General features: G+C 35.1%; 20 protein-coding genes and 1 pseudogene. 8 read left to right on the forward strand and 13 right to left on the reverse strand.

Going from position 1 to position 21,426, the window contains the following annotated elements; all coding sequences use genetic code 11:
- The first annotated feature begins 47 nt into the window (after window positions 1-47).
- Window positions 48-560, forward strand: coding sequence for a GNAT family N-acetyltransferase (locus H3R28_RS03855; RefSeq protein WP_198193405.1), 513 nt, complete (start codon window positions 48-50; stop codon window positions 558-560).
- Between the two features lie 166 nt (window positions 561-726).
- Here H3R28_RS03855 and H3R28_RS03860 read toward each other — a convergent pair whose 3' ends face one another.
- The 7 genes from H3R28_RS03860 to queG form a co-directional block, all read right to left on the reverse strand.
- Window positions 727-2,403 carry a sugar MFS transporter gene (locus tag H3R28_RS03860; RefSeq protein WP_232351215.1) on the reverse strand — a complete coding sequence of 559 codons (1,677 nt, stop codon included), beginning with the start codon at window positions 2,401-2,403 and terminating at the stop codon, window positions 727-729.
- 188 nt (window positions 2,404-2,591) lie between these two features.
- The gene (gene bluB / locus H3R28_RS03865) at window positions 2,592-3,230 is read right to left on the reverse strand and encodes a 5,6-dimethylbenzimidazole synthase (RefSeq protein WP_198209654.1); all 639 of its coding nucleotides are present in this window, start codon (window positions 3,228-3,230) and stop codon (window positions 2,592-2,594) included.
- Between the two features lie 59 nt (window positions 3,231-3,289).
- Window positions 3,290-3,952 (reverse strand): phospholipid-binding protein MlaC, encoded by a 663-nt coding sequence (locus H3R28_RS03870; RefSeq protein ID WP_110438693.1) that lies wholly within the window; start codon window positions 3,950-3,952, stop codon window positions 3,290-3,292.
- A gap of 15 nt (window positions 3,953-3,967) precedes the next feature.
- Window positions 3,968-4,789: a VacJ family lipoprotein gene (locus H3R28_RS03875; RefSeq protein WP_198209656.1), complete on the reverse strand. Its 822-nt coding sequence runs from the start codon at window positions 4,787-4,789 to the stop codon at window positions 3,968-3,970.
- 282 nt (window positions 4,790-5,071) lie between these two features.
- Window positions 5,072-5,902: a TerB family tellurite resistance protein gene (locus H3R28_RS03880; RefSeq protein ID WP_110438695.1), complete on the reverse strand. Its 831-nt coding sequence runs from the start codon at window positions 5,900-5,902 to the stop codon at window positions 5,072-5,074.
- Between the two features lie 171 nt (window positions 5,903-6,073).
- Complete coding sequence (locus tag H3R28_RS03885) at window positions 6,074-6,298, reverse strand: ribbon-helix-helix domain-containing protein (RefSeq protein WP_155565136.1); 225 nt, start codon at window positions 6,296-6,298, stop codon at window positions 6,074-6,076.
- A gap of 20 nt (window positions 6,299-6,318) precedes the next feature.
- A complete protein-coding gene (gene queG / locus H3R28_RS03890) occupies window positions 6,319-7,377 on the reverse strand; it encodes a tRNA epoxyqueuosine(34) reductase QueG (RefSeq protein ID WP_198209658.1) in 1,059 nt (352 codons plus the stop codon).
- Between the two features lie 371 nt (window positions 7,378-7,748).
- Here queG and H3R28_RS03895 point away from each other — a divergent pair, with 371 nt between their 5' ends.
- Window positions 7,749-8,993, forward strand: a complete 1,245-nt coding sequence (locus tag H3R28_RS03895) for an NAD(P)/FAD-dependent oxidoreductase (RefSeq protein WP_198209660.1) — start codon at window positions 7,749-7,751, stop codon at window positions 8,991-8,993.
- On the opposite strand, the gene H3R28_RS09040 is transcribed toward H3R28_RS03895, so the two are convergent.
- From H3R28_RS09040 to H3R28_RS03910, 3 genes are all read right to left on the reverse strand, one after another.
- The gene (locus H3R28_RS09040) at window positions 8,994-9,308 is read right to left on the reverse strand and encodes an NINE protein (RefSeq protein WP_122123279.1); all 315 of its coding nucleotides are present in this window, start codon (window positions 9,306-9,308) and stop codon (window positions 8,994-8,996) included.
- A 210-nt stretch (window positions 9,309-9,518) separates the two neighbouring features.
- The gene (locus H3R28_RS03905) at window positions 9,519-9,893 is read right to left on the reverse strand and encodes a VOC family protein (protein WP_122123280.1); all 375 of its coding nucleotides are present in this window, start codon (window positions 9,891-9,893) and stop codon (window positions 9,519-9,521) included.
- A gap of 61 nt (window positions 9,894-9,954) precedes the next feature.
- Entirely contained in the window at window positions 9,955-11,385 is a 1,431-nt protein-coding gene (locus tag H3R28_RS03910; RefSeq protein ID WP_198209662.1) for a PLP-dependent aminotransferase family protein, read from the reverse strand.
- A 394-nt stretch (window positions 11,386-11,779) separates the two neighbouring features.
- Here H3R28_RS03910 and pdxS point away from each other — a divergent pair, with 394 nt between their 5' ends.
- The 6 genes and pseudogenes from pdxS to H3R28_RS03940 all read left to right on the forward strand — a co-directional run bounded on the left by pdxS (window position 11,780) and on the right by H3R28_RS03940 (window position 17,156).
- Window positions 11,780-12,667 (forward strand): pyridoxal 5'-phosphate synthase lyase subunit PdxS, encoded by an 888-nt coding sequence (gene pdxS / locus H3R28_RS03915; RefSeq protein ID WP_198209663.1) that lies wholly within the window; start codon window positions 11,780-11,782, stop codon window positions 12,665-12,667.
- Between the two features lie 79 nt (window positions 12,668-12,746).
- Window positions 12,747-13,322, forward strand: a complete 576-nt coding sequence (pdxT, locus tag H3R28_RS03920; RefSeq protein ID WP_198209665.1) for a pyridoxal 5'-phosphate synthase glutaminase subunit PdxT — start codon at window positions 12,747-12,749, stop codon at window positions 13,320-13,322.
- 861 nt (window positions 13,323-14,183) lie between these two features.
- Window positions 14,184-15,218 (forward strand): acyltransferase, encoded by a 1,035-nt coding sequence (locus tag H3R28_RS03925; RefSeq protein ID WP_198209667.1) that lies wholly within the window; start codon window positions 14,184-14,186, stop codon window positions 15,216-15,218.
- 306 nt (window positions 15,219-15,524) lie between these two features.
- Window positions 15,525-15,692 (forward strand): annotated as a pseudogene (locus H3R28_RS09045) (AAA family ATPase); the annotation flags it as partial.
- Entirely contained in the window at window positions 15,692-16,084 is a 393-nt protein-coding gene (locus tag H3R28_RS03935; RefSeq protein WP_198209669.1) for a hypothetical protein, read from the forward strand. The pseudogene H3R28_RS09045 and the gene H3R28_RS03935, both read left to right, overlap by 1 nt.
- A gap of 124 nt (window positions 16,085-16,208) precedes the next feature.
- The gene (locus tag H3R28_RS03940) at window positions 16,209-17,156 is read left to right on the forward strand and encodes an AAA family ATPase (protein WP_198209671.1); all 948 of its coding nucleotides are present in this window, start codon (window positions 16,209-16,211) and stop codon (window positions 17,154-17,156) included.
- Window positions 17,157-17,225: 69 nt separating this feature from the next.
- On the opposite strand, the gene tgt is transcribed toward H3R28_RS03940, so the two are convergent.
- From tgt to H3R28_RS03955, 3 genes are all read right to left on the reverse strand, one after another.
- Entirely contained in the window at window positions 17,226-18,368 is a 1,143-nt protein-coding gene (gene tgt, locus H3R28_RS03945; protein ID WP_198209673.1) for a tRNA guanosine(34) transglycosylase Tgt, read from the reverse strand.
- Between the two features lie 453 nt (window positions 18,369-18,821).
- Entirely contained in the window at window positions 18,822-19,874 is a 1,053-nt protein-coding gene (queA, locus tag H3R28_RS03950) for a tRNA preQ1(34) S-adenosylmethionine ribosyltransferase-isomerase QueA (protein WP_198209675.1), read from the reverse strand.
- Between the two features lie 87 nt (window positions 19,875-19,961).
- Window positions 19,962-21,377, reverse strand: coding sequence for a glycosyltransferase family 39 protein (locus H3R28_RS03955; RefSeq protein WP_198209677.1), 1,416 nt, complete (start codon window positions 21,375-21,377; stop codon window positions 19,962-19,964).
- Window positions 21,378-21,426 lie beyond the last annotated feature (49 nt).

Below are 21,426 nucleotides of genomic sequence, written 5' to 3' on the forward strand. Positions count from 1 at the left end.
CATATGATTTTTGTCATGATGGGCTTTTTATGTAAGTTTTGATATCTGTGAACTGGTTGGATTTAAGAACTTCACGTTTGATTTTATCGCCGGTAAATTGGCAGGATATGCCGGATATTTTGGCTTTAAAAACGGATGTTTTAACCTTTAGTAGTATGTTGGGTGGTGTTCGATCTTCATGGCAAGTGCAAAAGGAAATGGCTGAGGATATTCTTTATTGGGGATCACATAGGATTGGCATATATACTGTCCGCAAGCATATTCAAAATAGAACAGGTCAATTTTTGGGAATAACAGGGATACACTTGCGCAATGATAACCGTGGGCATGCATTGAGATTTGCACTATGGGGATGGGCGCAAGGGAAAGGATATGCCCGTGAGGCAGCATTTGCTGTGTTGTTGGCCGCCCATGAGCGTGGGTATCAACGGATAGTGGCGGTTACCAAAGAAAGAAATATAGCCTCTCGTCGTATTCTTGGAAGTATTGGCATGAATGTTGAAGAGCAATTCATGCGTCATGGATACAAGATGCTAACCTATGTCAGTGTATTATCGTAGAGAGAATGACTGTATAGTTCAACCAAAATTTAAAAAGATACAATGTATATTGTAATTTTTATGCAGACATGAAAAATCCAGAATACGGACAAAAAAAATTTTTCAGTTAAAGGCACATCCGTATTCCAGATTTCAGATTTTTTAAAGAATTATACTTATGAATAAATTATGCTGTTACCTTTTTTGGTTTGGAACCTTTGGCACCGTAATATAGAATAAATGCGTAACAAATCAGGGTTAGAAAGAATGCATGCTGAATTCCAATGGCATCGCTTAGCATTCCCTGAATGAACGGCACGACTGCACCACCAACAATAGCCATAACTAACAAACTCGATGCCTGTTCTGTTAGAGGGCCCATTTCTGCAATACCAAGTGAGAATATGGTTGGGAACATTATAGAGTTGAACAACCCAATCGCCACAATGGAATAAACCGCAACGTACCCTGTGCTAAATATGGTTGTCAATAAAAGACAGAGATTGATAATTGCACACCAACTTAGCATTTTACTTGGCGAACTTTTGACCATCACGGCTGATCCAACAATCCTGCCAACCATGGTGCCTCCCCAGAATAAAGTAACATATTGTGCAGCTTGCTGTTCAGACATTCTGCCTATTTCTGGCAAGGTCAGATAATTTATCATAAAACTGCCCAATGCGACTTCGGCACCAACATAACAGAAGATTCCTATAGCGCCCAAGACTGCATGAGGATGTTTGAACACGTCAGAAAGTTTATAGTTTTGTTTCTGTTGGTTTTGATTGTCGTCTTTGTTGGTAGGTAATTTAAAGATTGCTACAAAGCCAGCCAGTAAAACAAGGATAATTCCAAGCACTGCATAAGGTGTTTGAACAGATTTAGCTTGTTCTTTACGATACTGTTCAATTTTAGTATTGGTTGAATCAGAAATATGTTGTTTGAGCTGTGTGAGATTTTCCTGATCAATTGGTTGCAATTTCAGGGTTGAAAAGCTTTCAAGAGCTTCAACCAAGGATCCAGTTGGAATTTGGTCAATTTGTTCAGCGGTGAAATGACTTAATAAGCTTAATTTTTTTTCAGTTGGTATATTGTTTAGTGTTGTTCCAATTAATTCGGGTGAAAATTTTTGTAATTCTTGTTGGATTAGGGAATCCGGAAGCTTTTCGTATACATAAGGAGGTATGTTTTTCAAAGCATAAGCAACATTTTCATTGGAGGCCTTTGCAAAAATTGCCTCTATATCATTTGTTGGATTATTTTCAAGAGTTGAAATTAACTGGATGGTCTGTGGATCGGATGCAATCCTGTTGGGTATTGTATAAGCGGCACCGGTTAAGATTAGAATACTGCCAAGATAAGGAGCAACAGTCGTTCCAAGGGCATTCAAGGCCTGGGCCATGTTAAGGCGGCTAGAACTTGTTTTTTGTGGCCCTAAAAGTGTGACATAAGGATTGGCTGAAACTTGCAGGATGGTAATGCCGGTTGCCAAAATAAATAGGGCAAGAAGGAAAAAGTAGTAATTGGCAATTGTTGCTGCCGGCCAGAATAAAAATGTTCCAATGGCGGCAATAATCAATCCGGTAATGATTCCTTTTTTATAGCCAAGCCTGGATACAATTTTGCCTCCTGGAACAGACATTAAAAAATATGCTCCAAAAAACGTGAATTGCACCAGCATCGCTTGTGTGTAATTAAGGTTAAAGACGGTTTTGAGATGTGGAATTAAAATGTTGTTTAGACAGGTTAAGAAACCCCACATGAAAAACACGATTGAAATAACACTTAAGGCAATAGGGTAATTGGTAAATTTATTGTCTTGAGTTGTTATGGTTGACGCTTCATTTGAAGAATGACTCATAAACTTAATTCCCTTGTTATTTAGGGTTATATTTTATATCAAGATGGTTTCTTTTTTAAGGTAAATATAGAAAAGCAATATTTATTTAACAAGAACTCATAAATTATAGCAAAGCATAAAAAGTGTCTGTTCAAAAGTTTTTTTAATTAAACCGTAAAAAATTCCATGAAATTCTTAATCTTGAATTGCTATTTGATGATCCATTTATTTTTTTGCGAATTACGTTTTTCCCAACCTTTTTCTTCAAGCTCTGGTTTATCCCGGATCGTTTGTGGATATCCAACACAGAGGTAAGCGATAAATTCAAGGGTTTCCGGTATTTCAAGAATCTTATGTATATCCTTTGGTGTTATGATGGAAACCCATCCAACGCCTATACCATAGGCTCTGGCAGCTAACCAGAAGCTATATATGGCCATAACAGTTGAGTAAGCGGTGGTTTGCGGCATTGTCTTGCGTCCCAGGCCTTTGCCCTGATCGGGATTGCGTTCGGAAAAAACAGCAATATGATGTGGAGCGTCATCCATTCCGGATAGTTTTAAAGAATTGTAAAGCTTTTGTTTATCGGAACTGTAATCACGGCTTGCCTGTAAATTATTTTTTTTAAAAACATTATGGATTTTCTGTCGCAATTCGGGCCTGTTAATTTTGATAAAGTACCAAGGTTCACTCAATCCAACAGAAGGTGCCTTACATGCAAAAGACAATAATTGATCCATTATTTCGTCAGGTATAGGATCTGGTTTAAAATGCCTGACATCCCTTCGCCAAGTGAATAGTTGTTCAAGTTCATTTATAAAATGATCTGAAAAACGCTCTTTAATCATGATTACTGGCAGGATAATTATTATGCCATCATAAAATATTTTATGATGGTCAATTTAATTTAGGAGTGGTTTTGAAGTTGGCGTTTTAGAGCTGCAATCAAAGCGGATACATCATTTTGATGACGTGCAATAAAAGATGTGTAATCTCCTCTTTGAGTTACGGCAAGTGACGCATTTTCACCAATAATATCAACAACCATTGGGGAGCCATTTTTAATTTCAATAATCCACTGAATGACGACATCTGGCTGTTTTGGACGTTTCAAGGTAGTCTGAATGGATTTTTTGTTTCCCTCTGTTGACGTAATTTCGCCAATGGTAAACGAAACCCCTTTATATTCTCCAAGCCGATTGGTAATTGAATTAACTAGTACCTGATGAAAAAGCTGGGTATATTCTTGTTGCTGGTCTGAAGTGGCGACTCTCCAAAAACGCCCCAGACAGAATTTCGCGATACCATCGACATCAACATATTTATTCAAAATAGGCAGAAATTTTTCTTTTTGTTCAGTCTTCGAATAATCTGCATTTACAATGGCAACCATTTCATTCCCGGTGGATCGCAGCCACTCTTTCAACTGATTGTCGGAATAGGTGGCTTCTGAAGCATGAACTTGGGTTATAAGAGGGAAAATCGCTTGTTTTGAAACAACGTTCCCAGCAAGGAGAATACCGCTAATCGCAAGTGCAGGAAAAAAGATTTTACAAGGGTGAATTTTCAAAATATAGCTCCTAAATTATTTAACATACCATGCAGGGACAGTTGCTCTATGATCCTCGATAAGTGCTTTGATTTCAGCGTCTTGCTGTTGTTGATAGGCACTTCGTATGGTTGCGTAAGGATCCAAAGAATCCTGTTGCAATTGATTCATCGCATCAAGATAATCAGCCCTCGAACTTATTACACCTAAAATATTATATGCCCAGTTAAAAGTTATCAAGCCATATCCCCTTGGGACATAATTCCATGGTGACAGACCAACCGCAATGATGGATCCTCCACCTTCACGTAGAGAGGTTGGTCCCATGAAGGGAACGAATAGATAGGGACCTGATTTCACGCCCCAACTGGCCAGAGTCATACCGGGGGTGGTGTCATGATGTTTATATCCAGCCATTTCGGCTACATCTATTAATCCTCCAATTCCGGCCACCATGTTTATACACCAACGGGCAAAAGCATCTCCAGCGCGTCTTGATTTACCTGCCCCGACATCTGAGAAAAAGACAACGGGTTCATCCATGGTGCGTATCATATTGCTGAGTGATTTCCGGACCACTTTTGGCACCGCCCATACATACGCTTTGGCCACAGGTTTCAGCGTATATTTATCCATTTTCATTGTAAAATTGTACATTTTACGATTGGTTGGCTCATATTTGTCATTATTATGTTTATATTCAGCCAGGGCTTCAGGATCTTTTGGTGGCGGATTACTGCATCCATTCAGAAAAATGCCAAGACAGCCCAGAAAAGTTAAGCAAGGTAATAAAAAATTCTTTTTTTTCAGTTCGGATGATTTTGGAAAATTAAAGAAAGAAAATGGGGTGAAATTCATGGCAACCTTTGTTAACTTTTAATTCGTTATAACAATTTTAAATTTTGATCATACAATTTAAATGAATTAAATAAATAATCATAACAATTTAGGCAATAACAATTCAGAACATAGCAGATTCATCATTAAACAACAGAAAAAAGAATTTGTATTAATTAAAATTGAGACATGAAAGATCTGATTGTGATAATAAAACAACAAATAACGAAAGATCTTTTATGTTATGCTCATGTCTCAAAATTAAGAATCTGATCCAAACGATTATATAGAAAATTGTTGAAATTAAATTCCACGATTATGTTTAATATAATCCCATGCAGCATTAATTTTTACGATTTTTTGGTTTGCCTTTTCAATTTCCTGTGGATTTCCCCCTTTTGCTGCAATAAGGTCAGGATGATAGATGCGAACAAGTTCACGCCAACGGTTGCGGATAGTTTCGGTATCCGTTTTAGGATCAACACCAAGTATTACGTATGCATCAGGTTCGTCAGAAACAGAACGGGGACTGCCTCCTTGGGCTGCATAATCCCATACTCGTTCTGAGAGACCGAATATATGCTGGATATGTCGCAAATATTTTTCTTCAAGCGGATGAAGAGGTTCCGATTTTTTTAAATCAGAACGGGCCAGCATATATAGAAGGATAAAAACATTTTCAAGTTTGCCTTTTTCTTCTTGGAAATTGTGTTTAAGAATTTTTGCAAATTTTGGATAATCATCAACTCTTGAACGGGCCCGATCAAAAAGCATACCTATTTGCTTTTCTTGCTGTGGTGGAATATGAAGATGATGTTTAAAATAATCAACCTCACTTCGGTTGACCGGACCATCACATTTGGCAAGCTTGGCAGATAAAATGATGAGACATAATGCCATAACTTGCTCTTTTTTACCGGCATTTGAGGCCATTTGCACAGCAATATAGGTGCTGGCACCCACAAGATCGGGAGAGATCTTATGTTTCCATTGTTCAACCCATCCTCCCAAAGGTGGATTTAACAGCTTGTTTTTATCTGCAGCATGACCAATGGCAGCACCTAGTAATGCTCCAAGAGGACCACTTGTTGCGAAGCCGGCGATTGTTCCAAAAATTTTTCCAAAAACAGGCATTGAATTAATATAATAGAATTAAACTTGCTTCATTCTATTATTCTTTTGTTAAAAGGCAAATTTATTTTAAAAGTTTTCGTGGCATATATTATCTGTAATATGAGGGATAATCTATTTATTTAATTACAGTCAATGATTTTTATTGAAAAAAAAGTTGGAAAAATCAAATAACTATATTTTTTTTAATATAAAATGTAACGCTGTTAATCTTAGCATAGAGGATAGCGGATGATTTGCACACCGTTTTGCATCAATTTCAGTAATCAAATGAAGCAGGGTAAGATTTTTTGATACCGCCATTTGATCTAAAATATCCCAAAAGTCCTGTTCCAGAGCGATGCTTGTGCGATGGCCAGAAATTTGAAAACTGCGTTTTTTTAAATAATGTCGTGACATGATTTTTGATTGGCTTGCAATTATACGGATATCATAAATTGATCAAATGCCCATTGGGCTGTTTCCTTGATAATAGCATTATCATGATTTTTCCAATTTATTATTAGTGGTAAAAGATTTTCTATATTTGAATTACCTGCCGCAATCAGGATATTCCTGATAAATCGTAAATGACCAATACGCTTTACAGGAGATCCAGTGAAAAAACTTCTGAAATCTTCCTCATTGAATTGAAGAAATTTTGCAAGTGGGGGTGAAACAAGTTCGGTTCGAGCCTGTAACTTGATGTGACGGCTTTGACTGGCGAAACTATTCCATGGACAGACAGCCAGACAATCATCACAACCGTAAATTCGATTTTGCATAGCCTTACGAAATTCAATGGGGATACTGCCGGCATATTCTATAGTGAGATATGAAATACAGCGTTTTGCATCCAGTTTAAAAGGCTCGGGAAAAGCTTGAGTTGGACAGGAAACCAAGCATTTTTTACAGGAACCACAATGTGATTTGCTTGCAGGTAGAGGGGGAATATGAAGGGTGGTCAATATCTCACCTAAAAAAAGCCAACTGCCAAATTGACGGGAAACCAGATTTGTATGTTTTCCCTGCCAACCTAAACCTGCCTTTTGCGCAAGAGGTTTTTCCATGATAGGTGCCGTATCGACAAAAACCTTAACCTGTTCATTATTTGAATAATATTTTGTCTCTTTTAATATAAATTGGGCTAAATGTTTCAGCCATCCCTTGATTATATCATGATAGTCCCGATTACGGGCGTAAACAGATACATTAGCACATTCAGGATGTTTAAGATTTTCCAGGGGATTTTCTCTGGGGCCATAATTTACTCCCAAGACAATTGCCGTTTTCACTTCCGGCCATAAATGGTGGGGACTGGAACGATAATATAGACGATCTTCCAACCACTGCATGGTTCCATGCCGTTTGAGAGAAATAAATTCTTTAAGCAAAACCGTTTTTTCTGGTGGTAGAGATGCTTCACAAATGCCACATTGATCAAATCCCAATTCAATCGCTTTTTTTTGAATAAGTTTGGAAAAATTTTTAGGTAGCATGAAGATATGAATATATAACTACATCAATTGTAATTCAGATTATCTATTTTATAGAATAGGTTTGTATATTCAAACAAGTTTTCTTTAAGTGTAGAAAACATTCTTAAAATGAAAAATATCAAGAGACATGATTTTTATTGTCATGTAAATAAATATAGAAATAGGTCATGATTATATAGTTTTATTTGCAATTGACCTAATTATTTAAAAATTGTAACGTCATAATTAAAGAACAAATAATAAGTTGTTGTTTTAAGAAAAGTAATAATTCAAATAAAAATTCAGTTTATCAATTAAACAATTGTACGGTTTTTTTTAAATCATAAACTTTATAAGTATTCAATTAAGATCACGTAAAGGGGCAAGTAAAAATGCAGAAAAAACGTATTGTTGTATTAGGAGGTGGAATTGCGGGAATGGAATTCGTGACCCGATTATCCTCTTTATTGAAATCTGAACAATATGAATTAATGTTAATTGATAAAAGCGAATATCATATTTGGAAACCGATGCTGCATACATTTGCTGCAGGAAGTGCGAAACCCAATGAACAGGGGATTAACTTTCTTACACAGGCCAAACGTGATGGTTATATCTTTAATCCGGGAAATGTTTCAAAAATTGACTTGAAACAGAGAAAAATCACTTTAGACGCATTATATGACAAAACCAATAAAGAAATACTTCCGGAACGGAATATTGAATTTGATTACTTGGTTATTTCAATGGGCAGCAAAACCAATGATTTTAACATTAAAGGTGTAAAAGAATATGCCTATCCAATTGATGATCTGGATCATGCCCTTGATTTTTACAATGATTTAAGGAATTTTATAATACAAGCTGCAATTTTGAAGGAAAAGCATCATGTTGTCATTGTTGGGGCCGGAGCGACTGGAGTTGAGTTAAGCGGTGAAATTATCTATCAGCTTAAACAGTCTTCACAGTATGTTGGGTATGATTTTACCGATTATTTGCATTTGACAGTTGTGCAATCGGGGGATCAGATCTTACCCACTTTTGAGAAAGAAATTGGTAATGCTGTCAAAGTGACCATGAATAAAATTGGCATAAATACTTTGTTATCAGCGCGCGTAAAGGAAGTAACCAAGGATCACGTATATCTCGAAAATGGTGCTGTAATTCCTGCAGATCAGGTTGCTTGGACAACCGGAATAAAAGGTGATAATTTATTGCAGGAAATTGATGGTGTCGAATATTCCAAACGATCCCAGATTGTTGTGACCCCACGATTACAAGTCATTGGGTTTCCCTATGTATTTGCAATGGGAGATTGCTCTTCTGTTCAGGATAACTCTTTACCACCAACCTCGCAGGTGGCTACGCAACAGGCCTACTATTTAAGTCGTAATTTTTTAAAACTGATTCAAGATCCTGCTTCGGTCAACCCTTTTGATTATAAAGATTATGGTTCACTTGTCAGCGTTGGACGTTATCAATCTTTTGGTGTTTTTGGTCATCATATTGCAATAAGAGGGTGGGTTGCAAAAATTGCACATTTATATTTGTATCGCTCACATCAAATCAGAATATTGGGTTTGAGACGTGCAATCAGCGCAATTTTGGCAGATAAATTCAGAAAGCTGTCAATATAGTTAGGCTCGATAAAAGGTTTTGGGTTTGCTTGTTTGTATTAAGAGCATAAATAAATCATATATCCACCACAGCCAGACAATTCCGCAAAAAACATAACCTATCAGGAATATTTTTGTAACTAATCCTAAAACCATAAGGAAAGCCATCAGGATACCGGTAAAAAATTTGTTGATATAGATACGATGCACCCCGAAGAAACCCAAAAAAAACCAAAGGATCATAGCGATTACAAATGATCGGTTTCTAACATTTAAATTGGTTACCAGACTTATTAATCTTTTACATTCCTTTAAAGTTAAATTGTTATTGAACATTGATGATTAGCTTCCATTAAAAATTAATGATCAATGTATTATATAGTTTAAATATTTTGATTTTAAATGTATTGGGATATGGGAATGTACTATTAACTGTTTATTAAAAATATTAATAAATTATTGATTTATGTTTGATCAATGTTCATTATTATTGAACATTGATTGTAAATAATATGTAACAAACTTTGAATCATTCAAGAAACTATTCTATTCTTCATAAAAAGCGCAAAGTTTGTTTCCATCAGGATCACGAAGATAAGCCAGATATTTATTTGTTCCTTTGCGTAAACCTGGAGGGTCCTCAATTGACACACCACCATTGGCTATTCCTGCGGCATGGAATTGATTGACCTGTTCGGGAGAGTTCATTTGAAATCCGATAGTTCCACCATTGGAATAAGTTGCAGCCTGTCCGTTGATTGGCTTGCAAATAATCAGTTTTTGACCATCCTTTGCATAAAAAGGGCGCCCCTTTTTATCAAATCCTGAATCGGAAAGATTCATAACCTTGAAAATAGCATCATAGAATTTCTTTGCTTTTTCTATATTGTTGGTGCCGACGCAGATGTGACTGAATAACATGTTTATTTCCTTATAAAATTACTTGATTTGTATAAAATAGGTTAGAATTGATATTGCCTTTTCACAATGAATTTTTTAATCTTTTGATTGTTTTTGAAGAAAAATGAGAGAAATTAAATCGTATCTCTCCTTGAGACCCTCCAAATTCTTCACCCTTTGCAATAATTATTTTTTGTTTTAACCATTTCTGTAAAAGGGTGAACAATTCCTTGTTTTTGTCTGGAGGACATTTTGAATAGAGATAAAGTCCACCTTTTGGAGGTTGAAATTGGAACAGAGATTGGTAATTTTGATCTAACCAATGACATAGATTTTTTGCTTTTTTCGAAAGTTTTTTCTGTAAAAAATTGAAATGATTATCCATTTGATGGGTTAAATAATACTGGGCAAGTAATTGTGGTAAAACACTTATTCCACCCTCGATTTGACGTCTAACATTGGCAAGTTGATGGATAATGGGACGAGGGGCTATAATCCAACCAACACGGATTGCTTTACCAATATATTTAGATAAAGAACCAAGATATATAACCTGTTTGTATTTGTCATACATTTTGATGGATCTACAATCGGTATTCTCATCAAACGAAAGTAGGCTATATGCATCATCTTCAATAAGAGGAATTTGATTATCATGACAAAGCCGTAGGATTTCTTTTTTACGAAAAGATGAAAGGATTGAACCGGTTGGATTTTGAAAAACTGGATTTAAAAAAATCATTTTTACGGGATGTTTACGAATCAATTTCTGGAGTATTTCTGGGTTCACCCCGTTTTGATCCAGTGTAGCAGGATGAACACGTAAACCGGAAGCTTGAAAAATGGGAAGTCGGAAAAAAGAGGAAGGGGTTTCTATCGCAATATGATCGCCTGGCCCTAACAAGGTTTGAGTCAATAAAAAAAGGGCCTGCTGAGTTCCAGTTGTAATTAGAATTTCGGATAGGTCAACTGATATACCTATACGTTTTTTCATATGATATTGAACGGCCTGGCGAAAAGAATAAAGACCTAGAAGTGTAGTTTCATCATCTTGTTCTAACGATAGAACATGTTGCCAGGGTAAATCGGTAGGATCAATTTTTGGTAAAAGGGAAGGTGCAAGGTCACCAGTTGCCATATCAATAAGGTTGATATGCTTTTCTTGGGCCTTTTTACGTAATTCTTGTATATGAATCTGATAGGGATCTCGCTGATATTGGGTATATACCGATTTGACAGGATACCAATTCATTGATGGATAAAGATTTATTTCATGTTTGAGCGGATTTACATACGATCCACTGCCTATTTTTCGAATTAATAATTTTCGATCTGTCAATTCGTTCAATGCACGGATAACAGTTGAACGATTGATGTTCAGGAGATGGCTTAACTGCCTTTCAGAAGGCAATCGTTCACCAGGACCCAGGGTACCATTGATAATGGCTTGCTGAATAAGATGAATAAGTTGCTGATATAACGGTTTATTGGAAGAGGAAGACAAAGTCCACATGATGATCAAATCCTGAATACAGAGTCATGATATAATATAAATATATTTTTTCTATCTTATTTTTTCATAATCATTGTGGAATTATTTCTATTATTGGATATTATTAAGCTAGGATCTTGATTATAAAACATATCCCTTGCAAAATTGCCAATTGTATTTGTTGTAAAGGCGTCGAACGATCCTACTACTATCCCTCCAACAAATGGAACAATTTTTGTCAAATTTATAATTCCAGTTGATCAGGCATTGGTTATTAGTCATGGCACTTTTCAAGTGAGCTTATAAATTTAAAGATTATATATAAATTGGATGGGTTTGAATCATACCAATTGGATGTTTTAATTCCCTGAATGTTTATGCATGATAATCTTAATTTAAACCGGAGAATATATTAATGAATAAAAAAGTAGGATCTGAAAGAGTAAAACGTGGTATGGCCCAAATGCAAAAGGGTGGGGTCATTATGGATGTTGTGAATGCAGAACAGGCAAAGGTAGCAGAAGCAGCGGGTGCAGTTGCCGTGATGGCTCTGGAACGGGTTCCTTCTGATATCCGTGCTGCTGGAGGGGTGGCTCGTATGGCTGATCCAACTATTGTTGAGGCTGTTATGAAAGCGGTGACTATTCCTGTAATGGCAAAAGCCCGGATTGGTCACATTGCCGAAGCTCGCGTACTTGAAGCGATGGGTGTTGATTATATTGATGAAAGCGAGGTTCTTACACCTGCTGATGATGAATATCATTTGCTGAAAAGTGAATATACAGTGCCTTTTGTGTGTGGATGCCGTGATTTAGGTGAAGCATTGCGCCGTATCGGAGAGGGTGCCTCTATGTTAAGGACCAAAGGGGAACCGGGCACAGGTAATATTGTTGAAGCTGTACGTCATATGCGCAAGGTTCAGTTACAAATTCATCATGTAAAGGGATTGAAAGACGATGAATTGATGGTATATGCACGTGATCTTGGTGCACCTTACGAATTGGTTAAACAGGTTAAACAACTTGGCAAATTACCTGTTGTAAATTTTGCTGCGGGCGGTGTGGCAACACCTGCGGATGCGGCCTTGATGATGTCATTGGGTGCTGATGGCGTTTTTGTTGGATCCGGTATCTTCAAATCAGAAAATCCCGAAAAATTTGCCCGTGCAATTGTTCAGGCCACAACTCATTATGAAGATTACAGATTGATTGCCGAATTATCCAAGGGGTTGGGTGTGCCAATGAAGGGTATTGAAATGAGCAAATTATCAGTGGATGAACGAATGCAAGAACGGTCCCACTAGGTTTTGGAAAGGGGAAATTTGAATTTCCCCTTTATAGGAATTTTTATAATGTTGATTAAAAAGGTATATATGAACCATTATGCATAAAAAAATTGGGGTTCTTGCGTTACAAGGAGCAGTGAGTGAGCATATTGCCCAGTTGCAGGGATTGGGTGCTTTGGGAATTGAGATCAAAACAGCAGAAGATCTTAAGCGGGTGAAGGGATTGATTATACCTGGTGGTGAATCAACAGCAATCAGCCGTTTGATACAAGAAGTTGGACTTTATGAACCAATACGTGATTTTGCAAGAAAAAATCCGGTTTTTGGTACTTGTGCAGGCTTAATTTTGTGTGGTTCCTCTATTACAGATGGTGGAGAGAAATTAAAACCTTTAAATTTGATCGACATTGCCGTAACACGTAATGGTTTCGGTCGTCAGATTGACAGTTTTGAAGTTGATTTGGATATAGGGAATATAGGAAAAAATATTCCTTCCGTTTTTATTCGCGCCCCCTATATTGCTTCAGTTGGTGAAGATGTCAATGTCCTGGCGGAATATGATAAAAAAATCGTTATGGCGGAACAGGGCAATATTCTAGTTTGTTCTTTTCATCCCGAATTGACGGAAAACAATCAGGTTATGGATTATTTTATGTCCAAAATTGAAAGTTGATGAAATTTATAAGCTAACCGTTCCTTTGTTTTCTTTTCAATGCAAAAAAGCCAGCATGATGAAGTGATTGCTGGCTTTTTTATTTACAAAAAGATAATTATTTTCAAATAAAACGTTTCACTTATTTTATCATTTTAAGTTTTAATAAAAAAGTTAAATTTATTTTTGTGTTTTTTACTTGTATTTATGTATATCGTTATAAATTTTGTTATTTTAATAATTCTTTTATATACTCCTTCAGTTTATATAAATAAGTTAGAAAAATATCAAAAAGAAAACAACGAATAAATGCCGATTGTTTCTATTTTCGAAGCTGCCAAATTAACAAAAAAACACGACGAACCATACAGAGATACGTCGCTAGTGGAGGACGTGTCGGAGTAGACATATCAGAGCTTATTCGAGTATATTGATTAATGTCGCGCGACAGCAACACAACAATGTTACAGCCTATTATATTCAGCGTCGCTCACAAAAACGACAATGAATGTCTTTTAAAGCTAGAACATAAATAATCACTTGTAAAAGTCGAGCTAGAAGCTGAAAAAAAAGGCGTGTTCAAGATAAGTAAGAGACGATAGACGGTCTTAAAACTCCTTTAAACCTACTTGAGCATCGCCAAGAGCAAATGCAATTATAGCTCCTAAAATCACTTAAAAAGAACATCATATCAGAGTCTTAAAAAAATGGTATTTCTGTTGATGATAATATTAATACTGGATTACTTAGATATTTCAAGAAACAATTCAACTGACCTTACTCTCGCGTGTTGCTGGCAAAATCTTATTAATATCTTGAACTGACCACAAAATATAGTTAGTTAGTTATAATTTAATTCTTATATTTCGACAAAGAAATTTTATGCGAAAAAATCTTAATATTGAATGTTTACGTGGTATAGCAATTTTTCTAGTTCTTATAACGCACACTTATTTTTTTCCATATATACTTTATATCAATCAACTTTTTGATTTTGGTAGAGGTGTGGATTTATTTTTTGTTATATCAGGATTTTTAATGGGTAGTACATATATTGCAAAAATATCAATCTTAGATTTTGACGTGAAATCAGCTTATAATTTCTACGTAAAACGCATATCGCGTTTATTTCCTGCTGTTTTATTTTGGAATATATTTACAGTAATTATTGGAGTATTTTTCTTAAAACATACTCTTTTTCCGAATAATTATAGGCTTATAGCTAGTGTGTTATCAAATATTACCTTTATTGGTAATTTTTTTAATTATCAATATGAAAATGGTCTTGGTTATTGGTGGTCAATAGGTTTAGAATTTCAGTTTTATATTTTACTCCCAATTATACTGTATCTTTCTGGAAAATATTTTTGGAAAGTAATGGTAATTATAACCTTAATGCTTTCATGGGATAAATTATGGACTATTGATCATGTTTGGTTATTTAGAATAAATTCTTTATTCTTTGGATTATTAACATGGAAAATTACTAGTAATAAAAATTTTGGTAAAATCAAAGAAAGAATAAATAATCTTTCTACTATAAAAATAAATTTAATTATATTTTTTATGTTATTGTCTATTCTTCTTAATACTAAGATATTATCGGATTTTTATGTATTTATGAATGTATATGCAAGTATATTATTTAGTCTTTGTATGTTAATAGCGGTTGCAAGGGAAAATTATATTTTCAATTACATAAATTATTTTTTTATTTTCTTGGGTAAGATTTCTTATTCAGTATATTTATCTCATATATTGATATATATGATCTGCACAAATATTTTTCAAAAGTTACAACTAGATAATTATACGATATTTTACATACTTATTTACCCGATAGTGATAATTGTAGGATACTTAAGTTTTAAATATATAGAACCATTAATGATTAAAGAAAAATATATGATAAAATAAATATTTCAATACAGCTTATCTCTAAGGGTATAACTAATGTAAACACTTGATTTTTGATTTATTTCAAACTGACACCCCCATGAAATCTCGTGTAAATCATACTGCATGCAAGGTTTCGTTTCATTTTGTCTAGTAAAATCTAAGAGTTTAGTAATTTAGAGTAGATGTAACTGTAACCAAAAAATTTTATATGTAACTACAGATTAACAGCTTTGTTGTAAATAGGTTTGCCGTTGCTATTTTGAAATACATATTCATTCTGGTTATTATTGATTATCATCGCATGTTTAATTACGTTTAGAATTTCTTTATATTAAAAATTTTAAGCCTTTTACTGACGTGGAAATTGAGGAGGTTCCAAAAACTGCCAAAATGGTTGTCTGGGTAGGACCGAATGGTTGTGGAAAAATATCAGTGTTTGAGGCATTTAATGCTAATTTATTTACCTTTTGGTTTAATATAAAAAATAATTAATGTTTCATAAAGGAAATGTTAATTATAAGACTTGTCCTATCCCAGATGACAGTGAATCTTATAATAAAGATGATGACGTAAGTGTATATATTGATTACGAATATTATAATCAATGTTTTAAAGAAATACCTAATAGTTTATATTATAGAACCGCTTATCGTAATCAATCATCTATAGAGGTTAATTTAATATCGAAGAACGATATTACTACAAGACGCCCTATCTCTTTTATTTCAAATGATGAAAAAGTAGCATTAAATTATACAAAGTTAATTCATCTAACAATGAGTGGTGTTTATGCGGAAAAAAATGATAATAAAACAATCAAAAAATTAAGAGAAGAACTAATTGGTAAAATTCAACGATCAATGAAAATGTATTTAATGATTTGATATTAAACAACATTAAATTACCATTAGAAGAGGGTACCTTTTACTTCAAAAAAGGAATTGTAGATCATTATAATTATAAAAACCTGTCCAGTGGGGAAAAAGCCGCCTTTGATTTGATTTAGACTTGATTATTAATCTTGATGATTATCAGGATGCTTTATTTTTTATTGACGAGCCTGAAGTGCATATTCATACCAATTTACAGGGTAAAGTGATTGAAGAGATGTATAAGCTTATTGAAGGTGAAGGGCAATTGTGGATTACGACACATTCCCTTGGCGTCATGATGAAGGCTAAAGAACTTTCCCTTAAAGATCCAGGCAGTGTCGCTTTTCTTGATTTTGACCAGCATGACTTTGATCAAGCGGTTATGTTAAGACCTTCGCTGATTGATCGGGTGGTGTGGCAGAAATTCATGTCGGTTGCTTTGGATGGTTTGGAAACAAAATTGGCTCTCGAAATTATTGTCATGTGTGAAGGGAGTTTAGAGGGTAAAAGTCGCTTTAATTTTGATGCGGAAATTTATACTAGGATTTTCCAAAACCAGTATCCTCATATAACTTTTATCTCAGGAGGGTCAAGCAAGGATCTGCAACAAGAAAGCTTGCAATTTAAAATACTTTCTTTGGTTTTGGAGCAACAAAGTAAAGTGCTACGTTTAATTGACCGTGATGATCACAGTGATCAAAAGGTTGAAGAATTGCAAAAACAAGAAATTTTCGTGACCTCTCGTCGTGCTATTGAAAATTATCTCTGGGATGATGAATTGATTACAAAATTGGTTAAGCATCATGATAAAATTAAATTATTGTCTGATGCTTTTGCCATCAAAAAAACAACCATAGAAAGCAGTGTATCACGTAAGAATGCAGGGGATGATTTAAAAAATGCTTCGGATCAAATTTATAATGGGTTGAAGAAATTATTAAATTTGAGCAGATGCGGAAATGATCACAATGACTTTATGAGAGATACGATGTGTCCCCTTATTACTCCTGGTACTAAACTTTATAAAAAAATGAAGCGGGATATTATTGAACCTATTTTGGAATGTGCTTCATCTAAACAATAATTTTGTCTTCAAGGGGTATCAAGACAAAGTTTTAAGCAATATTTTTAGTTTATATTATTGAAGTTATAATCAATTCCATTCATCCAGTTTCCAATCGCCTTTATTCCAGTCATTATGCAATTCTGTCGCTTTTTCTTCTAAATTTTGATCCAAGATAGCCTGATGTATAGTTCGCATTAGTCTTTGGTAATAGGCAAGATTATGCCAGGTTAGCAACATTGCTCCAAGGATTTCCTTGCTGCGGAAAAGATGATGGATATAGGCACGACTGTGTTTTGAACAGGCGAGGCAATCACATTCTGGATCAATAGGTCGCCGATCATGAATGTGACAGGCGTTTTTCATATTAAGTGTTCCACGGCTTGTATAGGCACGACCGGTTCTTCCCGCTCTTGTTGGCATGACACAATCGAACATGTCAATCCCCCGCATAACTGATCCCAACATATCCTGTGGCGTTCCCACACCCATTAGATAACGAGGTTTGTCTGATGGAAGATAGGGAACAGTCACATCAAGGGTTTCAAACATTTGTTCTTGGGGTTCACCAACAGCAAGTCCGCCAATTGCATAACCTTCAAATCCTATTTTGTTTAATGCCTCCGCGCTTTCAATCCTTAAATCGGGTTCAATACCTCCCTGAACAATGCCGAATTGAGCATAACCAGGTCTTGTCTTGAAGCGTTTTCTTGATCGTTCCGCCCAACGCATCGACATACGCATTGAGCTGGCAATGGTATCATGACTGGCTGGAAGTGCAGGACATTCATCAAAACACATGGTTATGGTGGCATCAAGCAGATATTGAATATCCGTCGAGGATTCTGGTGTCAATTTATATGTGGATCCGTCAATATGAGAACGAAAGGTAACACCTTCCTCGTTCAGTTTACGTAAGGCCCCCAGAGACATAACCTGAAACCCGCCAGAATCTGTCAAAATAGGTCCAGACCAATCCATAAATTTGTGTAATCCACCCAGTTCATGAATCAGTTCCGCCCCTGGACGAAGCATCAGATGATAGGTGTTTCCCAATACTATTCTCGCTCCGGTTGAACGGACAGCATCCATGGTCATGGCTTTGACTGTTCCCACTGTTCCTACAGGCATGAAGGTTGGCGTGATTACGTCGCCATGAGCGGTATGTAATATTCCCGCACGGGCTTTATGATCTTGAGCTTGTTGTGTCCAATGGAATTTTAACGATGTCATGATTGATGTGTCAAATTAAAAAAGGTCAATTTATTGATGTTATATAAATTTATTCTATGAAAAGGAAGATTAAAAAATTATCAAATTATCATGGATATTGTAAATTTATCATAATCTGGGGGATAGTGATCATTAATAAAGTGATAAATAAAGTGATTATATTCTTTGAAATTCTTACAAATTTTTGAAAAACCTGAATATTTTAACATTATAATTGATAAATATTATATTTAGAGATAGGTATTTAATATAGTTAATATTCATTCAGTAATAAATCAAAGTATTGCAGAAGATATGGCTGTTGTTGGTTCTATCCAGAAAAAACAGAATCAGTTTCTTAATTTCTCCCAGAAAAATCCCTGTAATAATTTATCTTGCATGAAATCTGAAAATGTTTCATTTATTTAAAATGATAGGGTTGTTATAACCCTGGAAATTAAAATACTTTGTTTATTATAAAAATTCTTTTTCAATAATACATGCATCTCCGTAAGAATAAAAACGATAATTGTTTCGAATAGCATGTTCATAGGCTTGACGCATTTTTTCTGTTCCACCAAAAGCGCAAACCAGCATAAATAATGTGGATCTGGGTAAATGAAAATTAGTCATCAAAATATCGATGGATCTGAATTGATGACCTGGACGTATAAAAATGGATGTTTCCTGTTGAAAAGGGTGAAATATTCCTTGTCGATCAATGGCACTTTCCAATAATCGCAAGGTTGTTGTTCCCACCGCGATAATACGTCTTTTTTCAACTTTAGCTTGATTCAATCGTTCAGCATTTTCTGGACTGAGCACGCCATATTCTGCATGCATATGGTGATCATTGATGTTTTCACTTCGCACTGGTAAAAATGTTCCAGCACCCACATGTAGAGTAAGGGCCAACCGTTCAACACCTTTATGATCAAGCTGGGTTAATAATTCTTCTGTAAAATGCAATCCGGCTGTAGGAGCGGCAACTGCACCAGGATTTTGTGAAAATATTGTGTAATAATCCAGCTCATCCCTTTCAGTTGGTCCATAGGGACGACGAATATAGGGAGGTAGCGCCAATTGACCAGATGTATTAAGCCATTTATCAAATTCATTACCCTCAAGATTAAAACGGATAAACGCACCACCACCTGTTTCAAGTTTTACCACTGTGGCAAAACATTTTTTATCTGGAAAATCAAGGCGGTCTTGTTCCTTTAAACGTTTACTGTTTTTGATCAATACATGCCAAGTACCATCTCCCATCGGTCGATCAAGTGTAATCCCAATGTGAGCCACACCCCTTTGTGCGAATAATTTGGCGGGAATGACCTTTGTATCATTGGCAATCAAGATATCACCCTTTTGAAAATAACAGGGTAAATCCCGTATTGTTTTATCCTGAAATTTCCCCGATTTTGATGGAATGTAAAGAAGTTTGGCAGCCTCTCTGGGACGGGCCGGATGCTGGGCAATGCAATGTTCAGGAAGCTTGAAATCAAAATCTGCAGTAAGATCAGTCATGGATTATTATGATTGGGCCATTAAAAAATGTTGAGAATATACATTTATTAAATGTATATATCGGTTAGAAAGATCAAGAGATAAGAATTATTGGTCCTCTTGGCAAGTGTACAAACGAACTGTATCGTCTTCATAACGTATATCATTTAATATTTTTTCTTCAGTTAAAATACGGCATCCTGTCACATCAGGATTATCTTTTGCTCCAACGCGATAATAAGCCAATGAATTCTTTACTGGTTTCCCTTGTTTAATCGTATCATTATTAAAATTACCCATAACCATAAAGGATAATCTTTCCGCCTGTGTTATCTCATGTGGCGTGAAAATGGCGCTGGTTAGAGGGAAAGCGTTTTTTTGTAATTGATCGTAATAGGCAGGTAACTTATTTTTCGAAAATTGATGCAAGGTACTCATATTATAGATTAATGCAATGATTGCTAATAATAAGGTTAGTAATTTTGTATAATAATTAACATCACGCCCAATTAAAATGGCACTGATGATACAGATCAAAATTATATGGGTATAACTGTAATGGGCCAGTCTTGTTTTGGCGAGACTGAAGATCAGAAAACTTGACAGGATTGCAGAAAGAATAATTAAAATATCATATGAAAACATTTTCCATTTTCTAAATGAAAAAGAATAAATCAAGGCGAAAATGAAAATTATGGTGATCAGACTAAAATGATCCACAAGCTGATTAAAAAAATACCAGATGGAATGGTAATGACCTGTAATACGGTCAGAGGCTCTGGCTATAAGGTCATAGCGGTACATTTCCTTGATAAAATCGAACTTGTCATAGGGATAACGTAATGCTAGCCAGATTAAAATAGGTGAAAAAAAAACGATTATGGGAAAGGTAAATGATTTTATTGAAAGCTGTTTGTTTTTGAATAAATAACCGTAAGCAATAAAATAGGGAATAGCCATAAAAAGAGCATGCCAGCTTTTTGTTAAAAAAGCCAAGGCAGAAAAAAAAGCCGAAAGTGTAATATGTCGGGTATCATTTTTACTTGCTAGGGCAATTACAACCATAACTTGGCAAAATATATAAAAAGCATCCGCGTCTCCAGAACGGAAACCGTGGGTTTTGATTATCAGGGATGCAGTAAATATTAGAGATAAAAAAAGAATGGAGCTGATTATATTATATTTTTTATATGTGTAATAACAGACAATACTGCAAAGCAGTATTGTTGAGACTATTGAAAATAATCGTACCGTTAAAATGGATTTCCCAAATAAAGAAATGATAATACAAGTTGGTAAAAAGCTGAGTATGGGCTTTAAATTCCACATATCAGTTTTATTCATCCATGTGTTGATAATCCAGTTTTTATTGATATTCATTTCAATTGAACTGACTGCATGACGGCTTTCGTCCCAGCTATCGAAATGGGTAAGATTTATGTGATAGAAAAGGGTGCAATAGAAAACTGCAAGAAGTATAAACAATAGAATAATAAAAAAATTTTTTCTTGTTAATAAAAACATAATTATTCAGTCATCATTATAAAAAGCGGGGTTTTATTCATAATCAATT

It is taken from the genome of Commensalibacter sp. M0268 (assembly GCF_016101925.1).
In the GTDB taxonomy this organism is placed as follows: Bacteria; Pseudomonadota; Alphaproteobacteria; order Acetobacterales; family Acetobacteraceae; genus Commensalibacter; species Commensalibacter melissae.